Origin of the sequence: Streptomyces sp. NPDC060035 (genome assembly GCF_042736635.1) — a bacterium.
Lineage (GTDB): Bacteria > Actinomycetota > Actinomycetes > Streptomycetales > Streptomycetaceae > Streptomyces.
Map to the genome: position 1 here is coordinate 1 of NZ_JBHWVO010000058.1, position 15,051 is coordinate 15,051.

Consider the following 15,051-nt stretch of genomic DNA (forward strand, 5'->3'; position numbering starts at 1 on the left):
CAGTTCTTCGCTTTCGCGTTTCCCTTTCCGGCGAGTCCGACTCTATCAGATCCTTTCGGGCCTGATTCCCAGTCAGTGGGGCTTGTCATCCCGGCTGTTGGGCCGTTCCGACACCCGAACTCTAGCGGGTTTCCCCCGCGGCTCATAATCGAGCCTTCGAATTGAATTCCGGCATGCCGAAATTCTCCCCGGTGGGAGATCGTGCTGAGTTTGGTTGCCGCATTCGCGGCGGGATCGGCTGCCGCAAGACCGTTCAGGCCCCGTGGCAACTCGGAGAACATTACGGATCGGGGAGGAGCGTGTCAACCCCTCCCCGCGGCCCGTTTCGGAGCCATCAGTCCAGGTCGGTGAGCCGGCCGCCCGCGTCCGGCTGGGCGTGCTCCACGCGGCGCAGGAGGCGGATCAGCATCTCGCCCAGGACCCCGCGCTCGTCCCCGGAGAGGTCCTGGAGAAGGTCCTCCTCGAAGTCGCTGGCCATGCGCATCGCCTCGAGCCACTTCGTACGACCCTCGTCGGTCAGCTCGACGATGACGCGCACCCTGTTGCTCTCGTCCCTGTCCCGGGTGACCAGGCCCTCGCCCGCCATGCGGTCGACACGGTGTGTCATCGCTGCCGGGGTGAGGCCGAGGCGCTTCGCCAACTCGCCGGGGCCCAGCCGGTACGGGGCGCCGGCGAGGACCAGGGTCTTGAGGACCTCCCACTCGGCGTTGCTGATTCCGAGGGCGGCGACCTGCCTGCCGTACGCCACGTTCATCCGGCGGTTCAGCCGGCCCAGCGCGGACACGACCTGCTCGACCTGTGGGTCGAGGTCGCGGAACTCGCGCTGGTAGGCCGCGATCTGCTCGTCGAGGCTCGGCTCCTGGAGCGCGGGCTGCTCGGGGGTGTCAGGCATGGCGGGCAGTATCGCACGCTCTCGATCGGCATCGAAGTCCTTCTATGTATAGCGTTAAGGTTCTAATTTTAGTGCTAAAGTCTACGAGTCTTTGTTCTTAAAGGTTCTTCGAAGTCTGAGGTAGGTGAGTGTGACCAGGGAGATGGGTGCAGCGCTGCGGCGGATCCAGGTGGGGAGCGCGCTGAGCGCGTTCGGCCTCGGATTCACCGTTCCGTATCTGTACGTCTACGTGGCGCAGGTCCGGGATCTTGGTGCCGGTACGGCAGGTGTCGTACTGGCTGTCTTCGCCATGGCAGCGCTTGGCGTCCTGCCGTTCACGGGGCGGGCCATCGACCGACGCGGGCCGCTGCCCGTGCTGATCCTTGCCGCCGGTACAGCGGCCGTGGGCGCTGCCGCACTGGGTGTGGCGGGCAATGTGACGACGGCTGTGCTCTCGGCTGCCGTCCTCGGAGCGGGTACGGCCGTCATGCAGCCGGCACTGGCCACGATGCTGGTGTGGTGCTCGAGCACGGCCACCCGTACCCGCGCCTTCGCCACGCAGTTCTTCCTGCAGAACCTGGGCCTCGGCATCGGCGGGCTGGTCGGCGGGCAGATCGTCGACGTCAACCGGCCGTCGAGCTTCACCCTGCTCTTCCTGATCGAGGCGGTCATGTTCGTCGTGCTCGCGGTGGTCGCGGCCACCGTGCGCATGCCCCGTACTCCGTCCGTTGCCGGCGCCCGGCCCACCGACGGCTCCGCGCCCGGGGCCGGACTGCGGGTACTGCTCTCCCACAAGGCCATGGTGCAGCTGTGTGTCCTCGGCTTCGTGCTCTTCTTCGCCTGCTACGGACAGTTCGAGTCCGGGCTCGCGGCCTACGGCACCGAGGCGGCCGGGATCGACCCGTCGACCCTGGGCGTCGCGCTGGCCGCCAACACGGCCGTCATCGTCGTCGCACAGTTCGTCGTGCTCCGTCTTGTTGAGCGCCGGCGGCGCAGCCGGGTCATCGCGTGGGTCGGTCTGATCTGGGCGTTCGCCTGGATCGTGGCCGGATACGCGGGCCTCGGACACGGCAGCCAGACCATGGCGACGGCCGCGATGATCTCGACGTACGCGCTGTTCGGGCTCGGTGAGTCGATGCTGTCGCCGACAGTGGCCCCGCTCGTTGCCGATCTGGCGCCCGAGGCGATGGTCGGTCAGTACAACTCGGCATTCGCCCTGGTGAAGCAGCTGGCCCTGGCGGTCGGACCGGCCGTGGGCGGGCCCATGGGGGCGACGCTGCACGGTCTGTACATCGTGACCTTCGTGCTGTTCTCGCTGGGCATCACCGTGCTGGCGCTGAGACTGGGCCGACAGCTCACTCCCCTGCAGGACAAGCCGTCGCTCGTGGCGGCGCCGTCGCGGGTGGTGGCTGTGTCACTCCCGGAGGGCGGGCCGGTCACCACTCCCGCCGTCGTTCACTGAGGAAGTGCGAACTCGCACCAGACCGCTTTGCCGCCGCCCGGTGTGCGGCGGCTGCCCCAGGACGAGGCAATGGTCGCGACGATGGAGATGCCGCGTCCCGCCTCGTCCGCGGGTTCGGCCCGGCGGCGTCGCGGCAGGTGGTCGTCGCCGTCCGTCACCTCGATGATCAGACGGCGGTCGGTGCGGCGCAGGCCGAGGCGCATCGGCGGTGTGCCGTGCTGGAGCGAATTGGCCACGAGTTCGCTCGCGGCAAGTACGCCCAGGTCGCAGAGCTCGACGGGGAAACGCCAGGAGGTCAGGACCCCGGTGGCGAAGGCGCGGGCCCGGGGTGCCGCCTCGATGCCGCCGAGCAGGTCGAGCGAGGCGTTGTGGAACAGCTCCGCGTTCGTCCCCGTGCGGGCCGGGTGCTGGACCACCAGAACCGCCACGTCGTCGTCGTGCTCGGCAGTCACCCCCAAGGAGCGGATCAGCCGGTCGCAGACGACCTGGGGTGCCCCCTTGGCACCGGACAGTGCGCGCTCCAGGGAGGCGACGCCCTCGTCGATGTCCTCGCCGCGGCGCTCGACCAGGCCGTCGGTGTACAGCACGGCGGTGGAGCCGGGCGGCAGGGCGATCGTCCCGGAGGTGTGGACCCAGCCGCCGGTGCCGAGCGGTGGGCCGGTCGGGTCCTCGGCGCGGTGCACCGTGCCGTCCTCGTCGCACACGAGGATCGGGAGATGCCCGGCGGAGGCGTAGACGAGATGCCCCTCGTTGGGATCGTGGACCGCGTAGACGCAGGTGGCGATCTGGCTGGCGTCGATCTCCGCCGCGATGACGTCGAGGAGCTGGAGCACCTCGTGGGGCGGCAGGTCCAGGCGTGCGTAGGCGCGGACCGCGGTGCGCAGCTGGCCCATCACAGCGGCGGCACGGACACCGCGCCCCATCACGTCGCCGATCACGAGAGCGGTGCGGCCCGCGCCGAGAGTGATGACGTCGTACCAGTCGCCGCCGACCGCCGCGTCCGTGCCACCCGGCTGATACGTCGCGGCGATCCGCAGGTCGTCGGGCTGTTCGAGGTCCTGCGGGAGCAGGGAGCGCTGGAGCGTCACGGCAGTTTCGCGGTGGCGGCGTTCGCTGGCGCGGAGCCGTTCCGCTGCTTCGGCGTGGTCGGTGACATCGGTGGCGTAGACGAGCACGCCCTCCTCACCCGGTGCGCGCTTCGTGTGCTCGGGATCGTTGGCGGCCACAGGAGTGCAGGTCACGGTGTACGAGCTGCCGTCGCGGACCTTGCGGGACTTGACCGTGCGGGGCGTGCCGCTGCGCAGGACCTGGTCCATCAGGGGCAGCAGACTGAGCTCGGTGAGCTCGGGCATGGCGTCCGCGGCGCGCACACCGCTGGGACGGGGGCCGAATGCCGCTGTGTAGGCGTCGTTGACGTAGGTGATGCGGTGCTCGGGGCCGTGGAGCAGGGCGACCGGGGCGGGAAGCCTGCCGAGGATGTCGCGGGCCGAGAGTGCTTCGGGAGCGGCACCCCGGGGCATGGCATCGGGCGTTTCCGGTGTGCTGTCCGGCGGCGTGGGTGCGCTCTTCGGCCGGGCGGACTCGGCGCGGGCGGCGGGGACGGAACTGTGGTCGTCCCGCGCGGCGGTTCGACGCTGCGTTCCGGGAAGGCGGGCGCTCCAGCGCGTGAAGTTCACGGAATCTTTGGCCTCGTGTGTCGGTCTGGTCCGCTCGGGCGAGCTGCTTCTTCTGCCGGTTTCTGTGCCGGATCTTCTGCCGGGGCCGGGGGTCCGGGGCCGGACCCCCGGGAAGGCGCAGCCAGGCCTCTTCGTGCTGTTGAACGTCGCTTTCGGTCACTGTAGGTGACTGTCGGCCGGGTCACTCTGTGCAGGTGTGGGCCCACCTATGGTCACACGCCCAGTGTGACCGACCGTACTGACAGTTGTGGTTCGGCTGTCGGTCCGGCGGCTGAACTGCGGCCGTCCTACGGCAGGAGAACCGCGGTCCGCGGCGGTCGGAGGGCGCAGCCCGGGGGTGGCCGGGAGATCAGCCGGATGCCTTCGGCGGACTGTCGTCCTTCGGCGGGTTGTCCCCGGGACGTGTCCGGTTTCCTTCGCTTCCGGGATGCCCCGGCTGTGCGTGGCCGCCGGCCGCGAGAGCGAACTCGGCGCGCGGGTGTTCGAGCGAGCCGAGGGAGACGATCTCGCGTTTGAAGAGTCCGGCCAGGGTCCATTCGGCAAGGACGCGCGCCTTCCGGTTGAACGTGGGCACACGGCTGAGGTGGTACGTGCGGTGCATCAGCCAGGCCGGATAGCCCTTGAGTTTGCGGCCGTAGACGTGGGCGACGCCTTTGTGCAGCCCCAGTGAGGCAACGGATCCGGCGTAGGAGTGCCGGTAGTCCTTGGGCGGTTGCCCGGCGAGCGTGGCAACGATGTTCTCGGCAAGGACCTTGGCCTGCCGTACCGCGTGCTGGGCGTTCGGCGCGGTCTCCCTGCCCGGCTCCGATGAGGTGAGGTCGGGTACGGCCGCCGCGTCGCCGGCGGCCCAGGCGTGCTCGACGCCGTCGACGGAGAGTGCTGCGGTGCAGCGGAGCCGGCCGCGCTCGGTGAGGGGCAGATCGGTGGCGGCGAGCAGCGGCGAGGGCTTGACGCCTGCCGTCCACACCAGCGTGCGGGTCGGGAAGCGGGAGCCGTCGCTGAGCACCGCGACCCTGCCCTCGCAGCTGTCGAGACGGGTGTCGAGGCGTACGTCGATGTTGCGGCCCCGCAGTTCCCGGACGGCGTACTTGCCCATCGCCTCGCCGACCTCGGGCAGGATGCGGCCGCTCGCCTCGACCAGGATCCATTTCAGGTCCGCGGGCTTGATGTTGTGGTAGTACCGCGAGGTGTAGCGGGCCATGTCCTCGAGCTCGGCGAGCGCCTCGACGCCTGCGTAGCCGCCTCCGACGAAGACGAACGTGAGGGCGGCGTCGCGGATGGCGGGGTCACGGGTGGCGGAGGCGATGTCCATCTGTTCGATGACGTGGTTGCGCAGGCCGATGGCCTCCTCGACGGTCTTGAAGCCGATGCCGAATTCTGCGAGGCCGGGGACCGGCAGGGTGCGCGAGACGGATCCGGGCGCGACGACGATCTCGTCGTACGGGATCTCGACGGCACCCGTGCCGTCCTCACCGGTGGCCAGGGTCGTGACGGTCGCGGTGCGCTTTGCGTGATCGATGCGCTCCGCCTCACCGATGACGATCGTGCAGTCCTTGAGGACCCGGCGGAGCGGTACGACGACATGCCGGGGTGAGATCGAGCCGGCCGCCGCTTCGGGCAGGAACGGCTGGTACGTCATGTAGGGGTCGGGTGTGACCACCACGATTTCGGCCTCGCCGCTCTTCAGTCTCTGCCGCAGCTTCCGCTGGAGACGCAGCGCCGTGTACATCCCGACGTAGCCACCGCCTACGACGAGAATGCGCACATTTGGCCGTGTGCCGGGGGTTGTCCCCCGGGAATCTGGAGCCGTCACCATCCCATGACGCAACGGAGTCCGGTGTTTGTCCACAGGCCCGGCAAATTGTGTGACCGGAGCTCTTGGATCACCCAGTGGCGTCCGCGCACCGATTAATTCGGCAGCCGTGCAGGTCAGGCGGTGCGGGAGGGCCTGCGAAGAGGGGACGAATCAGGGGCCAACCGGTCCTTGCTCCGATCGGGGGGCGCTCCGTGCGGAACTACCCCCTTCTGAATTGACCCGGGCTCAACTATGTTCGTACCCCGTCGGGGTGTCGGATTCGGACGATGATCCGCACACCGACGGACACGGCGGGGAAGTCTCCGGGGGGAGACGCCATAACCGGGGGAAGTTATGCACATTCAGGATTTGCATGGGCAGACCGCTGTCGCCTCTTCTACGGAAGGCCACGGGCGGCTGACTGCGGTGGGAACGGTAGGAACGGTCGCAGCGGCGGGGAACACGCACCGCTCGGCGCCGCTCCGCGTGGACGCACAGCGCAATCTCGAACACGTCCTGCGCGCCGCGCGTGAGGTGTTCGGCGAGCTGGGGTACGGCGCGCCGATGGAGGACGTGGCGCGGCGCGCCAGGGTCGGGGTCGGCACGGTCTACCGCCGCTTCCCGAGCAAGGACGTGCTGGTACGACGGATAGCCGAGGAGGAGACGTCCCGGCTGACCGATCAGGCGCGTACGGCTCTGGGGCAGGAGGACGAGCCCTGGTCTGCGCTCTCCCGCTTCCTGCGGACCTCCGTGGCATCGGGTGCGGGACGGCTGCTGCCGCCGCAGGTCCTGCGGGTAGGGGCCGACGCGGACGAGCCCGGCGCGGCCGACGGCCAGGGCGAGACGCGGGTTCCGCACCAGCGGCAGGGGGTGGGGCAGGCCGATCTTCGGGTGGTTCCCCAGCACTCCGCGGCCGAGGAGGAGTTCGACGACGACTCGGGCGCGGCAGAACTGCTCGAGGTCGTGGGCCGGCTGGTCGACCGGGCGCGCGAGTCCGGCGAACTGCGGGGCGATGTGACGGTGGCCGATGTGCTGCTGGTGATCGCCACGGCGGCTCCGGCTCTGCCTGATCCCGCTCAGCAGGCTGCCGCTTCGGCGCGGCTGCTCGACATCCTGCTGGAGGGTCTCCGCTCCAGGCCCGCGTAGGCACACGTCCGGTGTCCGTCCAGCGACGGACGGGCACCGGTACGCCCGCGCCGCCCGACAGCCGGGGGCAGGAATCGTCGGCTACCCCTACGGGTGATGCCGCGCCCCCTGTACAGCAGGACACCCCGGACGAGTGGTTGCCGGGGCTGAGGGTCCGTCGCGACGAACCTCTGTGGCACTCTTGCCCGGTATTCGGGTCCGAAGTGCATACGGGGGCTTCCGCGATGAGCGGTGACGGGCAGCAGGAAGAACCGTTCGACCAGATCGCTGCCGCAGGCGGTGGCACGGAGACCGGTGTGCCGTCCGCCCAGGTGCCGGGTCAGTCAGGATCCGGACGCCGCGAGGACCCGGAGGAGAGCGCCGGGAGCGGCACCGTCCTGCCCGGCCCCTGGCCGACACCGCCCGACGTCGCAGTCGGCCCCGGGACGGATCCTTCCGCGGGACACGAGGCGGGTACCGGCACGGCGTTCGTCGTGCCCCCGCAACGTGAGGGCCGTAGCAGTTCCGCCGAACTCGTGGCCTCCGACGCCCAGTTGATCGTGGGCATGCGGGCAGGAGACGACCGGGCGTACGAGGAGCTGTTCCGGCGCCACTCGGGAGCCGTGCGCCGCTACGCCCGCAGTTGCTGCCGCGACGCGCACACCGCCGACGACCTGACGGCCGAGGTGTTCGCACGGACCCTGCAGGCGGTACGCGGCGGGAAGGGGCCGGAGGAAGCGGTCCGGGCGTACCTCATGACCGCTGTACGTCATGTCGGCGCCGCCTGGACGAAGAGCGCGAAGCGGGAGCATCTCGTCGACGACTTCGCGGTGTTCGCCGCGCAGGCCGCGCGTTCCTCCGAGCTCTCCGAGGCCGACACCCTCGACCTCGGCGCCGATGTGATGGCCATGCACGAGGCGGACCGGTCGATGGCGATGCAGGCGTTCCGCAGCCTGCCGGAGCGCTGGCAGGCCGTGCTGTGGCACACCACCGTGGAGGAGGAGTCGCCGAGCGAGATCGCCCCGCTGTTCGGGCTGTCGGCCAATGCCACGGCCGTACTGGCCGTCAGGGCGCGCGAGGGGCTCAAGCAGGCGTATCTGCAGGCACATGTGAGCCAGACGCTGACGGCCGGGGGCGACTGCGCGCAGTACGCCGACCGGCTCGGTGCCCATGCCCGGGGCGGCCTGCGGACACGGGCCGAACGCGGGCTGCGCAAGCATCTCGACGAGTGCGCCAAGTGCCGTATCGCCGCAGGTGAACTGGCCCACGTGAATGCCGGAATTCCGGCCCTGCTCCCGGTCGCTGTCATCGGCTGGTTCGCCGCCGGCTACGCGGTCAAGGCGGCGGGCATCGTGGCGGGCGGGGCTGTCGGTGCGGCCGGTGCCGGGGCCGCCGCGGCGGCGACGGGCAGCGCGGCGTCCGGCGGCGCGGCCGGCGGTGCCGCGGCCGAAGGGCTCGGTGCGCCCGCGAAGGCCGCAATCGCGGCGGCGGTTGCCGTGGCTGCCGCGGCCGGACTGGTGTGGGCGCTCGTCGGTGACGACCGGCCCGCGCCGCAGCCCGAGCCGGTGGCGAAGCCGCCCGCTGTTGCCCCGGCGGTTCCCGCACCCGCTCCCCCGCCGAGGCCGAAGCCTCCGGCGCCGCCCGCTCCGGCACCCGAACCGCCGCCGGAGCCGACGCCCGCACCGAAGCCCGAGCCCACGCCCACGTCCGCACCGACGCCGGAGCCGCCCGCCCCGAGGCCCACCCCCGCACCCACTCCCGAGCCCACGCTGCCGGAGCCACCCGCGCCGGAGCCGCCCGCACCACCGGCTCCCGAGGTCTACCGGGTCAGCGAGTTGAAGTACTCCGTCGTCGGCGATCACAGCGAGCCGGAGATCCTGCTGGGTGAGAGCAGGGGTGTGGTCTGGCAGCGTTCCGGGCTGTCGATCAGCTCCACGACGTACGCCCATGGGGTGACCGTCCACGCGCGCTCGTCGGTCACCGTCCGGCTGAACCGGCAGTGCACCGGCTACGAGGCGATGGTTGGTGTCGACGACCTGACGAAGTGGACCGGCGCGGTGCGCTTCTCCGTGTTCGACGGGGACGGCGCGCGGCTGTGGGAATCGCCGGTGATGCGGGGCGGTGACCCTGCCGTGGCGATGCGCGTCGGCATCGGCGGCCGGCGGACGATCCGGCTCGTCGTGGAGCCCGCGGAGCCGTTCGGCGGGGTGGCACTGGCCGACTGGGCGAATGCGAGGATCAGCTGTCGCTGAGCTCGTCGGTGATGCCGGTCAGGAAGGCCACGACATCTTCCGGGGTCAGCACGCTTCCTGCGGCGCACTCCGCGTCGTACAGCAGAGGGCGCAGCTTCTCACTCAGGCACTCCAGCGCCTCTGCCACCTCCGCCTCCTCCGCCACCGACCGCGGGCTGTTCACCCGCCAGGCGTCGGAGGCCGCGAGGACGCGGGCCGCTGCCGCGTACCGTCCCAGCAGCGGCAGTGTGATGCCCGCCGCCTCCGCCAGGTAGGCGGTGAACACCTCCGCGCAGCCGGCTTCGACGGCCATGCGGAGGGCGTCGGTGATACCGCGCAGTCCGGTGACGGGACCGCCGGACGGTTCGAACACGCTGATGCGCGCCGACAGGCCCAGGACCGCCGCGGCGTACTGCGGCGGTCCTGGGTCGCCGTAGACCTGCCCGCTGCGCGCCAGATCGGCGAACCGTCGCGCCGCCGGGATCTCCCGGGCCGTCAGCGCGATCGAGGCCCGTAGATAGTTCACATAGGAGCGGGCGTCCAGCACGTGATGCCGCTCGGCCTCGGCCTCCGCCTCGTCCAGTCCGCTCCTGGCCGCGTCCAGGTCCCCGGCCCGGTAGTCGAGTTCCGCGAGGCGGCCGATCAGGAACGGGACCTCCGCGTGGGCACCGACCTCCCGCGCCAGCTCCAGCGCCTCCTGGTAGGCGGCCCGCGACTCGTCGTGGTTCCCGCGCATCATTCCCGCCTCCGCGGCGGCGCTGGCGACCTGGGCGCGCAGATAGCGGTCGCCGACGCGACGGCTCAGTGCGCGCAGCTCGGCGAGGTCCTCGTCGATTCCGGTCGTGCCCCTCGGTGTGTCGACAAGCATGTGGGTACGGAACATCAGGGTGATGCCGTACTCCCAGTCGCCGCCGTTCTCACGGGTGTTGGCGACGGCCGCGTCGAAGTGCCCGCGCACGTCGTCCATGAACTCGCGGCGCATGTACGAGGTCATCGGCCAGAGCAGTCCCGGGAAGCGGGCGGACTCCGGGCCGCCCGAGGAGAAGACCTCGGTCACACCTCTCACCAGCGCCTGAAGCGCTTCGTCCTCGTGGGCATCTGCGGCGGACCTGGTCTCCGCCGCGAGGAAGAACCGCAGCATGTGGAGGTGCTTGCGGGGCCAGTAGTGGGGGTCCGCCGGATCGTCCGGGTCCTCGCCGAGGCCGGCGGTCCGGTCGGCCCAGGCCAGGCCCTCGTTACGGAAGTTGCGCAGCCACCAGAACCAGCCCATGCCCAGGACCAGTCGCAGTGCGTCCCGCTCGCAGGGCTCGGTGACGACCGTGCGGTGCAGGGCCGCTCGGATGTTGTCGAGGTCCGTCTCCAGCCGGCTGATCCACGACAGCTGTTCGCCGGAGCGGAGCAGGGGGTCGGCCTCCTCGGCCAGCGCGGTGAAGCAGGCGGTGTGAGCCGCCGCGGCCGCGGCGCGCAGGCCCGGTGTCCCGGCGGCGCGCTCGGAGGCGTACTCGTGGATGGTCTCCAGGAGGCGGTAGCGCATTTCGCCGGCGTCGGTGGGGGTCGCGACGACGAGGGACTTGTCCACGAGCGCACCGATCAGGGACGCGGCGTCGGGGCTTCGGGTCACGGCCTCGGCGGCGGCCAGGTCCCAGCCGCCCGCGAAGACGGAGATCTGCCGCAGGACGGTGCGCTCGTCCTGGGAGAGAAGGTCCCACGACCAGTCCACGACCGCCCGAAGGGTCTGCTGACGGGGCAGAACGGTGCGGCTGCCGCTGGTCAGCAGACGGAAGCGGTCGTCGAGGCGTTCCGCGATCTGGCGCGGCGTGAGCAGTCTGAGCCGGGCGGCTGCCAGTTCGATGGCGAGCGGAAGCCCGTCGAGCCGCCGGCAGATCTCGGCAACGACCTGGGAGTCCTCGGCCGCTTTCCCCTCCGTCTCCTCGTCGAGGCCGAAGTCCGGCCGCACCGCGCGGGCACGCTCGGCGAAGAGTCGGTGGGCAGGGTGCGGCGGCAGCGGATCCACGGGGCGCACTGCCTCGCCCGGCACGCCGAGGGGTTCGCGGCTCGTGGCGAGGATGCGCAGCCTCGGGCAGCGCGTGAGGAGGGTCTCCGCGAGAGCTGCCGCAGCGTCGATGACGTGCTCGCAGTTGTCGAGTACGAGGAGGAACGGGCGGTTGCGGGACCGGTGGGAGAGGTGCTCGACCAGCCGTTCGGTGGGGTCGGCCAGGGCGGCGGGCCGGTCGTGGGTGCTGTCCCGCAGAAGGGTCGTCTCGCGCAGGCCGAGGGCGGAGAGTACGGCTCCGGGTACGGCGGAGGGGTCGTCGAGCGGGGCGAGTTCGGCGATCCAGGCGCCCTGGCCTGCCGCGGACTCCTCGGCCAGCCTGGTCTTTCCGGAGCCACCGGGGCCGGTGAGGGTGACGAGGCGGGCGCGGGTCAGGTCGGCGCGGATCGCGCGGAGTTCGGGCTCCCGGCCGACGAACGAGGTGAGCCTGGGGCGGAGGTTGCCTTCTGGGGGATGCGGATCGGTGGGGCCTCCCGGGCTTCCCTGGGCTCCCGGGTCTGCGGGCCCTGCGTGGTCGAGGAGCTCCCGGTGGAGGGCGGTGAGTTCCGGTCCCGGATCGGCACCCAGGCCGTCCGCCAGGACCCGGCGCGCCTCCTCGTACGCGACGAGCGCGTCGGCCTGTCTGCCTTCGGCGCGCAGGGCCCGGAGCAGCTGCGCGTGCAGGGGCTCGTCGTAGGGGTGGGCCGCTGTGAGTTCCCTGAGCTCGGGTACGAGGCCCCTCGGAGCCCCGCGCCGGAGGTCGGCCTCGATGCGCTGCTGGATCGCGGCCAGCCGGTCGGCCTCGGCCCGTATCCCGTGGTCGCGCTCGCGGAGGTCGGCGAGCGCGGGTCCGCGCCACAGGGCGAGCGCGGCGCGCAGGGTGCGTGCGGCGGACTCGGGGTCGCCGGAGTCGAGTTCGGCGGCTCCCTGGCGGGCGAGCCGCTCGAAGACGTACAGGTCGATGTCGTCGGGGGCGGCGTCGAGGCGATAGCCACCGGGGACGCCGGTGACGGCCTCCCGGCCCAGGACTCGGCGCAGCCGGCCGACCAGGGCCTGGAGGGCGGCCGGGGCGTCGTTCGGGGGATCACCGGCCCATACGTCGTCGACGAGCGCCGCGACGGTCACGGGGCGGCCTGCGCGCAGGGCGAGTGCGGCGAGGAGGGCGCGCAGCCGCGTACCGCCGACGGACATCAGGCCGCCTTGCTCGTCTCGCGCCTCTGTGGCGCCCAGGATCAGGTACTGCACGGGGTCATTGTGTCCGGTGCCGGTCTTCCGGGGCGCGGGCTTTGTCCTCGATCGCCGGGCAGGCTTGATCACGGGCCCTGGACCGGCTGTCGTGCGGGTGCGGCCCTCGGATGCCTGAGTTACGGCTGGAGCGTTCTGCGGGGCGGGACCACGCCGCCGGCCACTGCCCGTTGGCGCGGGGCCGCCGTGCCCGTCCAGCAGGTGCCCCGGCGGGTGACCAGGCGGCGGAGCCAGAGTTCCGTGGAGGCGAGGTCGGCCAGGCCGTCCAGGGGGAGCGGTTCGCCCTCGGACGCAGCGCGCAGCGCCTTCCGTACGACGCGGGCCTCGATCAGGCCCGCGTCGGCGAGCAGCGGGGCGTCGAAGAGGGCGATCAGCTCCGGGAGAGCCGCACGCAGGCCGAGGCGGCCCGCCGCGGTCGAGGTGGCCTGGGACGGGGTGCCCCAGCCGGGCGGCAGGTCGTGGATGCCCGCACCCGCGAGCACCCGGCGCAGGATCGCGGCCCGCGCTCCCGGCTGGACGCGCAGCGATTCGGGGAGCGCCCTGGCGGCCCGTACGACCTGGTTGTCGAGGAACGGGGCGTGCAGCCGCTGGCTGCGGATCTCCGCGGCCTGTTCCAGGATCCGGTGGTCTGCCGCCTGCCGGGCCAGTGCCGCGCGGGCGCGGGCCTCCCCCGGGCGCTGCACCGACGTCGGCCGGATCGCCGCTTCCTGCAGCCGGATCGATACTTCCGCGAGTGCCTCCCCGGTGAGCCAGCGTGCGGCCGGGCCCGGGCGGGACCAGGCGAGGGAAGCGAGCGAGGCGTCGGCCGGGGTGCCGAGGCCGGGGGCGAAGCGGTTGGCGTCCGGCAGCAGGTCTGCTGCCGTTTCGAGCCCGGTGCGGTACGAGGTGCGGGCCAGTCGGCGGGCGGCGCGGTAGACGGCCAGCGGGACGAACAGGGAGTGCGCGGAGGGCCCTTCGGCCTTGGCGAGGGCTGCGACGGGGCGCAGCAGGTGGCGTCTGCGCCGGTCCATGAGCAGGTCGGCCAGGCGGGCGGGGTGGGCGTCGAGGACCTGCCGGGCGCCATGACCGACGAAGTGGTCGGCGCTGCCCGCGGCCAGGCGGCGGCGGTGGCGTTCGGAGACGACGAGGGAGGGGGCGGGCTCGTCGGTGAGCGGGCCGTTCTCCAGTGCCGCGTAGGGCAGGGCCTCTTCGCCGGCCGCGACGACCACGTGGTGCAGGCGGGGGTTGGCGGCGATGACGCGGGCGCGTTCCAGCTCGTCCTCGCGGCCCTTCGTCGAGAGGTCGTTGAAGGTGACCGCGAGGAGGCGCTCGCCCGCCCCGGTGCCGTGGCCGAGGACGGTGCCGGGCAGCCCGGGGAGTCCGGCGGCCAGCAGGGCAAGGGTGGCGGAGGCGCTGCCTCCGGAGAGGTCGGAGCCGATTCCTGGGACGGGCGCCCCGCGGGCAGCACGGCGTTCGGCGGGCCCCATGCCGGGGACGGGTCCGGGGTCGGGCGGCAGGGTCTCCGGGGCGTGGCGCGGGGCGGTGAGCCGGGCGCGTACGGCTTCGACGAGCGCGTCCCGTACGCCGTCGACGGCGCTGACCGGGTCGATCTGGGGGGCCGCTACGGCGAGGGAGGCCACCGCTTCGTATCCCGTGATCTCACGGGAGCCCTCCCGGAGAATGAGCGCGTGCCCCGGCGGGATCCGCTTCACTCCGGCGTACGGCGTGCCGTTGTCCAGGGCTTCCGGGGTCTCCGGGCAGGCGAGCAGCGCGGCCAGGTGGCCGATGTCCAGCTGGGCCTCGATGAGGTCGGCGAGCGGGAGGGCGGCGGTGGCGTACGCGGTGCCGTTGGCCCAGGGTGTGTGAAAGACCGGGCGGGCTCCGGCGAGGTCTCCGGCGACGGTGATACGGCGGCCGATCTGGACGACGGCCGTGTAGCTGCCGGGCCAGGCGGTGAGATGCCGCAGGGCACCGCCGCGGGCGGCGAGCAGTCCGACGCGGAGCTGCTCGTCGGTGGCCCCGCAGCAGCCGAGGACCGCGAGACGGGTGGTGGGGGCGCCCTCATGGGTCGCGATCTTGATGATGCGGATCTCGTCGGGGCGCCAGTCACCGACGGCCCAGAGCGGATCCGGGTCACCCCACAGGAGTTGGGAGCCCACGGGGTGGACGGTGCGTCCCTCGCCGTGGTTGCCGACCGCACCTACGGTGCCGAAGCTCGCGGCGATGCTGCTCCACCCCACCAACCAACGCATCGCCGCCTCCACAGGCTGTGGACGAACCGGCGTATCAGGACACGCGAACGCCGCTGCGGGACATGCTGCCACGACAAAGGCGCCCGGGAGGGGGTACGGGCAGCGCACACCGGATGTGCACGCGCCCCTGGCAAAGGCCCGGCGGAACCCATGCCAACGGAACGGACGCTTCGCGGAGTTGTGGTGTCCGTCCCCCGGATGCGGACCGCGCCCCGGCTGCTCCGCGGAACAGATGGAATCCGGCCATAGCCGGACCGTTCCCCAACTCCCCGACCGACCAGCGCTATTCAGCCATTCTCTGATCGCGATGCAACCGCGCGTTTCGCCTCCGGGCGCCTCGCGGACGGTCCGGCAGCACGTCGGCCGGCGCATCCCCCCGACTG

8 protein-coding genes are annotated in these 15,051 nt (G+C 72.0%); 3 read left to right on the top strand and 5 right to left on the bottom strand.

All coding sequences use genetic code 11. The features are described from left to right. Positions 1 to 334: 334 nt before the first annotated feature. Positions 335 to 892 carry a MarR family winged helix-turn-helix transcriptional regulator gene (locus tag ACFWBQ_RS37860; RefSeq protein WP_385508486.1) on the bottom strand — a complete coding sequence of 186 codons (558 nt, stop codon included), beginning with the start codon at positions 890 to 892 and terminating at the stop codon, positions 335 to 337. Positions 893 to 1,034: 142 nt separating this feature from the next. On the opposite strand from ACFWBQ_RS37860, the gene ACFWBQ_RS37865 reads away from it, so the two are divergent. After that, complete coding sequence (locus ACFWBQ_RS37865; protein WP_385508497.1) at positions 1,035 to 2,333, top strand: MFS transporter; 1,299 nt, start codon at positions 1,035 to 1,037, stop codon at positions 2,331 to 2,333. Here the strand turns inward: ACFWBQ_RS37865 and ACFWBQ_RS37870 are convergent. Both ACFWBQ_RS37870 and ACFWBQ_RS37875 read right to left on the bottom strand, forming a co-directional pair. Further along, positions 2,327 to 4,009, bottom strand: a complete 1,683-nt coding sequence (locus ACFWBQ_RS37870; RefSeq protein ID WP_385508487.1) for a SpoIIE family protein phosphatase — start codon at positions 4,007 to 4,009, stop codon at positions 2,327 to 2,329. The two genes, ACFWBQ_RS37865 and ACFWBQ_RS37870, sit on opposite strands and share 7 nt — an antisense overlap. A gap of 349 nt (positions 4,010 to 4,358) precedes the next feature. Then, positions 4,359 to 5,774, bottom strand: coding sequence for an NAD(P)/FAD-dependent oxidoreductase (locus tag ACFWBQ_RS37875; RefSeq protein WP_385508488.1), 1,416 nt, complete (start codon positions 5,772 to 5,774; stop codon positions 4,359 to 4,361). Between the two features lie 384 nt (positions 5,775 to 6,158). Here ACFWBQ_RS37875 and ACFWBQ_RS37880 point away from each other — a divergent pair, with 384 nt between their 5' ends. Together ACFWBQ_RS37880 and ACFWBQ_RS37885 are read left to right on the top strand one after the other, a co-directional pair. Continuing rightward, on the top strand, positions 6,159 to 6,950 hold the full coding sequence (locus tag ACFWBQ_RS37880; RefSeq protein WP_385508490.1) for a TetR/AcrR family transcriptional regulator: 792 nt from the start codon (positions 6,159 to 6,161) through the stop codon (positions 6,948 to 6,950). A gap of 224 nt (positions 6,951 to 7,174) precedes the next feature. Continuing rightward, entirely contained in the window at positions 7,175 to 9,181 is a 2,007-nt protein-coding gene (locus ACFWBQ_RS37885) for a sigma-70 family RNA polymerase sigma factor (RefSeq protein WP_385508492.1), read from the top strand. Here ACFWBQ_RS37885 and ACFWBQ_RS37890 read toward each other — a convergent pair. After that, positions 9,168 to 12,437: an ATP-binding protein gene (locus tag ACFWBQ_RS37890; protein ID WP_385508494.1), complete on the bottom strand. Its 3,270-nt coding sequence runs from the start codon at positions 12,435 to 12,437 to the stop codon at positions 9,168 to 9,170. The two genes, ACFWBQ_RS37885 and ACFWBQ_RS37890, sit on opposite strands and share 14 nt — an antisense overlap. A 119-nt stretch (positions 12,438 to 12,556) precedes the next feature. Next, the gene (locus ACFWBQ_RS37895) at positions 12,557 to 14,668 is read right to left on the bottom strand and encodes an asparagine synthase-related protein (protein WP_385508495.1); all 2,112 of its coding nucleotides are present in this window, start codon (positions 14,666 to 14,668) and stop codon (positions 12,557 to 12,559) included. Positions 14,669 to 15,051 lie beyond the last annotated feature (383 nt).

What these genes read in the sequence shown, in the direction of transcription:
- ACFWBQ_RS37860 (WP_385508486.1), bottom strand. Translation starts at nt 892, where the DNA reads ATGCCTGACACCCCCGAGCAGCCCGCGCTCCAGGAGCCGAGCCTCGAC.
- ACFWBQ_RS37865 (WP_385508497.1), top strand. Translation starts at nt 1,035, where the DNA reads ATGGGTGCAGCGCTGCGGCGGATCCAGGTGGGGAGCGCGCTGAGCGCG.
- ACFWBQ_RS37880 (WP_385508490.1), top strand. Translation starts at nt 6,159, where the DNA reads ATGCACATTCAGGATTTGCATGGGCAGACCGCTGTCGCCTCTTCTACG.
- ACFWBQ_RS37885 (WP_385508492.1), top strand. Translation starts at nt 7,175, where the DNA reads ATGAGCGGTGACGGGCAGCAGGAAGAACCGTTCGACCAGATCGCTGCC.
- ACFWBQ_RS37895 (WP_385508495.1), bottom strand. Translation starts at nt 14,668, where the DNA reads ATGCGTTGGTTGGTGGGGTGGAGCAGCATCGCCGCGAGCTTCGGCACC.